7 protein-coding genes are annotated in these 5,529 nt (G+C 44.1%); 3 read left to right on the top strand and 4 right to left on the bottom strand.

All coding sequences use genetic code 11. The features are described 5' to 3' along the window. Positions 1–132: 132 nt before the first annotated feature. Together GBV73_RS10320 and cutA are read right to left on the bottom strand one after the other, a co-directional pair. Positions 133–720, bottom strand: a complete 588-nt coding sequence (locus GBV73_RS10320) for a DUF99 family protein (protein ID WP_152881173.1) — start codon at positions 718–720, stop codon at positions 133–135. Then, positions 717–1,022 carry a divalent-cation tolerance protein CutA gene (gene cutA, locus GBV73_RS10315; RefSeq protein WP_042700599.1) on the bottom strand — a complete coding sequence of 102 codons (306 nt, stop codon included), beginning with the start codon at positions 1,020–1,022 and terminating at the stop codon, positions 717–719. Before cutA ends, GBV73_RS10320 begins: the two co-directional genes overlap by 4 nt. An 80-nt stretch (positions 1,023–1,102) precedes the next feature. Here cutA and GBV73_RS10310 point away from each other — a divergent pair, with 80 nt between their 5' ends. After that, the gene (locus GBV73_RS10310; RefSeq protein ID WP_152881171.1) at positions 1,103–1,378 is read left to right on the top strand and encodes an acylphosphatase; all 276 of its coding nucleotides are present in this window, start codon (positions 1,103–1,105) and stop codon (positions 1,376–1,378) included. Here the strand turns inward: GBV73_RS10310 and GBV73_RS10305 are convergent. Beyond that, positions 1,375–1,968 (bottom strand): regulator of amino acid metabolism, contains ACT domain protein, encoded by a 594-nt coding sequence (locus GBV73_RS10305; RefSeq protein WP_152881169.1) that lies wholly within the window; start codon positions 1,966–1,968, stop codon positions 1,375–1,377. The two genes, GBV73_RS10310 and GBV73_RS10305, sit on opposite strands and share 4 nt — an antisense overlap. Positions 1,969–2,088: 120 nt before the next feature. Here GBV73_RS10305 and GBV73_RS10300 point away from each other — a divergent pair, with 120 nt between their 5' ends. After that, positions 2,089–4,077 (top strand): DUF460 domain-containing protein, encoded by a 1,989-nt coding sequence (locus tag GBV73_RS10300; protein WP_042699182.1) that lies wholly within the window; start codon positions 2,089–2,091, stop codon positions 4,075–4,077. Between the two features lie 72 nt (positions 4,078–4,149). Here GBV73_RS10300 and GBV73_RS10295 read toward each other — a convergent pair whose 3' ends face one another. After that, positions 4,150–5,112, bottom strand: coding sequence for a TIGR00269 family protein (locus GBV73_RS10295; protein WP_042699185.1), 963 nt, complete (start codon positions 5,110–5,112; stop codon positions 4,150–4,152). 187 nt (positions 5,113–5,299) lie between these two features. Here GBV73_RS10295 and GBV73_RS10290 point away from each other — a divergent pair. Next, on the top strand, positions 5,300–5,529 hold a 230-nt coding region (locus tag GBV73_RS10290; protein ID WP_152881071.1), incomplete at its 3' end, for a hypothetical protein.

The raw sequence follows: 5,529 nt of genomic DNA, 5'->3' as shown, positions 1-5,529 counted from the left end.
TTCATGTTCCCCCTTCTTTTTCTAAAGTACTGCCAGTAACTTAAACCTGACACCCCACAGCTTATCCTAACAGTATCCATCTGCGATAAAAGCTTGGGACTTGCCTATTTAGAACAGAGATTCAGCTCAAGCCTATTCCCTCTTGGACTCTCCAGTAATCACGGCAGAAGCTATCATGTGGGCCAATCTCAAAGGTTCAGGTATGAGGGAGCTTTTCTGGGTTAGATTTATTATCTCCTCTGCCTGCTGTGGGAGGAGCCCGTAAGCCTGATAAAATACTTTTCCCGGGATCAGCTCCCTTATTTCTCCGGCTTTTCTAAGAAGAGCAATCCTCTCATCGGCATCTGCAAAGTGCTTTCTCAGGGCATCTTCCATAGCCTTTAAATCAGGTTTTTTCCTTATCACCGTTATCACGGGCAATCCGGTTTCTTTGCTTAATCTTTCCACGTCAACGACGTTAAACCCCGCATACGTTATTCCCTTGAGCATTATAACCCTTAAATCTTTGAATCGGGAGTTATTTATCGCGTCAATCATTTTTTCGGTTGAATCTTTGCCATCGATTTCAATCCACCTTGTGACTACTCCCACAACATCTTGGGAACCCTTCATGACAACGCCAACTAAAATAGTGCGGCCTTTTCTGAGCTTAGATTTAAAAGAAAAAGTGCCGTCATCGAAGCCAATAACTCTTATCTGCGGCTTTACTTTCCTGATCATTTTGTTACCTCTAAGAGCCAGTCCAGGTATTCTTTATTAACGTGATCCACATCTATCCTTATTATCGCCGGCACGGAATACGGATGCAGTTCTTTTAAGGTCTCTTTGAGCTCACTCCAGAGGTCAACTTTTGTCTTTAGTATTGCTCCAACTTCTGTGTCCTCTTCAATCCTGCCCTGCCACCAGTAGAAAGCTTTGTGTTCCCTCAAATTGGCACAGGCGACTAGCTTTCTCTCCAGCAGCTCTTTTGTTACTCTCTCAGCACTTTCCCAATCAGGAAATGTTGTGTATACGAGAATCATCTCGCTCACTCTCCCCACCAAAAAGAGTTAGCAAAGATAAACTTAAATTTTATGGGGGTTATTTTTAATGGGGGGAGCTGATGGAAATAGTAAGAGCACATCTAAGGATATACGGAAGAGTACAGGGAGTCGGGTTTAGGTGGAGCATGCAGAGGGAAGCAAAAAAACTTGGTGTCAGCGGGTGGGTTAGGAATCTCCCGGATGGAAGCGTCGAGGCCGTGGTTGAAGGAGAAAGAGAAAGAGTCGAAGCACTGATAGGATGGGCCCATCAGGGGCCACCCTTGGCGAGGGTTACAAGAATAGAGGTAGAGTGGGAGGAACCAAAGGGAGAGAAGGGATTTAGAGTCGTGGGTTAACTTTTGTAGTTTACTCCCTCGATAACAACTTTTTTGGGACAGTAATTGACCTTGCAGTAACTACACACGACTTTTTCTTTGCTCTTTTCGGGAGTATGGATGACAAGCCTTCTAAACCCCGGAATGTCTTTTATCTTCATGAAAACCTCTACGGGGAGTGTTCCATCTATGACAATATATGCCCTAGCATCTTCTTGCCTAAGGTTTCTGCTGAATATCTCCATTACCGAGACGCCGTTTTCATAGAGGTATCCGAGCAGTTCCGAAAGGGCACGGGAGTGCTTATCTTTCTCAAGCTCTATCTCAAGAACCTCCCATCCCATAATGGGTGCCACGTTTATAAGGCTTGGAAGAGGGTCAAGCCTCTCAAATATCATCCGTAGGGGATATGTGTTTTCAATATACTCTATGGTGTGGTAGATTATTTTTCTGTTTACTCCAACTACACGTGAGAGTTCGCTTATTGGAACCTCAATACTTCTCAAATAAATCTTTCCATTTCTTACACTTAACCCATTTTCAAAAAGGAACTCCGCTACCTTCCGTCTGGCTGGAAAGTTCTTAAAATAAGCATCCAATATGAGCATCATTTTTGACCACCTCGTATACAATGTTGTGTATGGATGAATATTTAAGCTTTTTCCCAAATTTTGAGGGGACAATCTTTTAAACCGTCTACCCAATAAGGCAACGTAAGTGAAGTGAGGGTGATGCCTATTCTGATCGTAGGTATTGATATAATCAGCGAAGAGCCAATGCGCTTTGCAGTGGTTAGCTGGTTTAATGGAAAGATAATCAAGCATGGTGAGTTTACATTTTACAGGCTTTTGAAGTTCATAAGGGCCAAAAAACCCGATATTGTTGCCATGGACAACATCCACGAGCTTGGAGAGTACCTCAGGAAGTTTATAATGGCGATTCCGCAGGGGACAAAGATAGTTCAGGTAACCGGCAGACCTGGAGAGCAAAGAGCTCTGTGGAGCCTGGCTAAGGAACACGGAATCAGAATAGGAGACAAGTTCAACCCCTACGAAGAAGCAAAAGCATGTGCCCTTTTAGCCGCTAGAGGAGTAGGGTACGAGGTTCTCCCCTTTGAAGATGAGGTCATTATAAAAGTCTCGAGAGGAAGAAGCCAGGGAAAAGGTGGATGGAGTCAGGACAGGTATAGGAGGAGAGTCCACAACCTAATCCAGAATAAAGTCAGGGAAATTGAGGAGACCCTCAAACGGGCCAGCATACCTTTTGACCTTGAAATTAAAGAGAAAGACCAGGGTCTGGAGAGAGGAGAATTCAGGGTCTATGCTTCCAGAGAGGAGCTTGCAGGCCTTATAAAGCCCATGAAAGGTGGGGATGTTGAAATAAGAATCCGCCCTGTAGAGAGAAAGACCTTCGAATTTGTACCCTTAAAAAGTGAAAGTGTCATAAAAGAAAGAAAAAGCATTATTGTGGGGCTTGACCCGGGTATTACCGTTGGGATAGCAGCTTTAGATTTGAACGGTAAGATTTTAGCGCTTTACAGCGAGAGGAATATGGCCGTTAGCGATATTGTGAGATTTATAAGTGAGGTCGGCCACCCGATAATAATAGCCACCGACGTAAATCCCGCCCCCGGCTTGGTGGAGAAGATTTCTCGCTCTTTTAAGGCAATCCTCTTTGTTCCACGGGAGAGCCTAAAAGTTGAAGAGAAGAACGAGCTCTTAAAGAGCCTTGGAATAAGCGTTGAGGACGATCACCAGAGAGACGCTTTGGCTGCGGCTTACAAAGCATACCTCCGCTTGAAGCCAAAGCTTGACCATGTGGAAGCAAAACTCAAAGAAATGGGCATCACAAAGAAGGGGGAGGAAATAAAGGCTCTTGTGATCCAGGGATACAACCTTGGAGAGGCCATTTTGAGAGTAAAAGAAAAGGAAAAGACCAAAGAGGAAACAAGGCCCCCTGAAGCCGTTGAAGCATCTGTCGATCTTACCCCCTACGTTGAAAAGATACAGGAACTCGAAAACACCATAAGGTTGCTGGAGAGGGAAAATCAAGAGCTGAGGGCTGTAATTGAAGAGCAGAGAAAAATTATAGAAAGCTTGGAGAACAAATTGGCAACCTATGACGAGAAAATCAGGGAAAAGATCATCAGAGAGAAAGAGATGGAAATTAGAGAGAAAAGAATAGCCCACCTTGAAAAAGAACTTAGAGAAGCAAAATCAATAATAGAAAAGCTCAGCAAGGATCTGGTTTTGGCAAAGAGAATGCACCTTCTGGAACTTAGGGGTACTGCCGTCCCTCTAAAGGTAATTGAAAACCTGACGTGGAAAGAAATTGAGGAGCTGGAGCGTTCTGCGGGTATTAAAAAAGAAGACGTCCTCTATGTTGTTAATCCTTCGGGGGCTGGAAAGAGCATGGCTGAATACCTCGCAGAGAAGAAGATAAAAGCGCTTATCAGCGTAAGAACACTTCCTAATCCGGTATATGAAACGCTGAGAGAAAAGAAGATACCTGTTTTCTATGAGGGCGAAATCGAAGTGAAGAGGGTTGACGACTTTGCAATAGTTGATAGAAAAGAGCTCGAAAAGGCAATAGAGGAAAAGCTGAAGCGCTGGGAAGAGGAAGAAAAAGAGAGGGAAGTTCAAGAATTCTTAAAGCTTGTTGAGGAATACCGGCTGGAGAGAATCAAGGAGCTTAAGAGAAAGGCAGAAGAGGAACATTAAGCTGCAGGGCGATAAGTGCCATAGATAGTTTACTCGACCCTAAAGACTCCCCCGCCCTGAAGGGCGAGGCTTTCAGGAAAAAGAGGTAAGGCCTTTTTCCTTTGCCTTTTCCTGCACCTGGAGCTTAAAGGTGCATGCTTTACATATCTCTCCGGTAGTCGGCTGTCCACAGATTTTGCATTTATTGAGATCCCTGTGAGCATAGCTCTTTGCCAAAAGGGGAAATATTTTATCGTAGCTCCTTAAAATTTGGTATTTGGTTCCCGGGTGCTTTTCTTCCATTTCGTTTATCCAGTCCCTGATTTCTGCCCTAAATGCCTCCACCGCATAGGGACACTCGCTGAAGTCCACCTCAATGTTGTTCACAATCGCATAAAGCACTATCTCCTTTTCCGGAACTTCTCTGAGTGGCTTTATTCTCGGAACCAGTCCCTCGTGAATAACCTCATAATAGGGACCCGTTCTTCCCAACCTGGCAACATCTCCACGCATTATGTTCATAAGAAACATCTGAACTTCATCGTCCAAATTGTGGCCAACGGCAAGCTTATCGGCGTTGACATCTTGAGCGGCATAGTTCAGCAGCCACCTCCTCCAAACGCCACAGTAGGAACATGCTCCAACTCTCTCTCCTTTCTCAAAGCTCCCCATTACACTAACTGTCTCGTCAAGGGTAAAGCCCATGTATTCCTTGAAGGAGTAGATGCGGTGCTCTATTCCAAGCATCTCTGCGTTTTTCTTCGCTATTTCAACGCTCTCCGGTCTGTATCCTTCTATTCCCTCGTCTATGGTTATGGCTATTATCTCAAAGGGAAACTTCTGGCTGAGCTTGTGGAGGATGTGAAGAAGAACAACGCTGTCCTTTCCCCCACTCACTCCCACCGCTATTCTATCTCCTCTTTTGATTAGCCCATATTTTCTCACAGTCTGCTTTACTTTGCTCTCAACCATCTCATTGAAGTGCTTGTGACAGTAGAACTTTCCCTCATATCTCGCATGATACACCGCATCTCTTCCGCACTTTGTACACTTCATTTTGCTCCCCACTCCGGGAAGAAATTTTTCTTTAAAAAACCTTTTCCTCATAGGCAAAAAAGTTTAAATAAATGGTGGATTAAAATTCCGATTGTTACTTACAAATGGAAATTTTTGCTGGTGGTTACAATGGAGGTTATAAAAACTAATATTCCAAAGCTTGATGAAGCTTCTGGAGGAGGGGGGCGTGTTTATAGTAACCTTTATTAGGGTTTTTGCTGAATTCTTTCGGGTGGTTGTCGTGATCCCCAGATGGGATCACAGACTCAAAGACCCTGAAAGCGTGGCATTCGCAATTCTTGACGTTTTAGCAGACTTCGAATCAGAAGGAAAGCTGAAGAACCTGCCAAAATCCAAAAAATTTCCAGTAAAAACAATACTGGCAATACTCCTCTTTAAACAATACTACAACCTACC

The sequence above is a fragment of the Thermococcus sp. 101 C5 genome (genome assembly GCF_009372125.1).
Lineage (GTDB): Archaea > Methanobacteriota_B > Thermococci > Thermococcales > Thermococcaceae > Thermococcus_A > Thermococcus_A bergensis.
Note: the sequence above shows the minus strand (reverse complement) of the source record. Positions and strands in the feature narration are given on the sequence as shown.

Coding starts and splice junctions, on each gene's coding strand:
- cutA (WP_042700599.1), bottom strand. CDS start 1,022: ATGATTCTCGTATACACAACATTTCCTGATTGGGAAAGTGCTGAGAGA.
- GBV73_RS10310 (WP_152881171.1), top strand. CDS start 1,103: ATGGAAATAGTAAGAGCACATCTAAGGATATACGGAAGAGTACAGGGA.
- GBV73_RS10300 (WP_042699182.1), top strand. CDS start 2,089: ATGCCTATTCTGATCGTAGGTATTGATATAATCAGCGAAGAGCCAATG.
- GBV73_RS10320 (WP_152881173.1), bottom strand. CDS start 720: ATGATCAGGAAAGTAAAGCCGCAGATAAGAGTTATTGGCTTCGATGAC.
- GBV73_RS10305 (WP_152881169.1), bottom strand. CDS start 1,968: ATGATGCTCATATTGGATGCTTATTTTAAGAACTTTCCAGCCAGACGG.
- GBV73_RS10295 (WP_042699185.1), bottom strand. CDS start 5,112: ATGAAGTGTACAAAGTGCGGAAGAGATGCGGTGTATCATGCGAGATAT.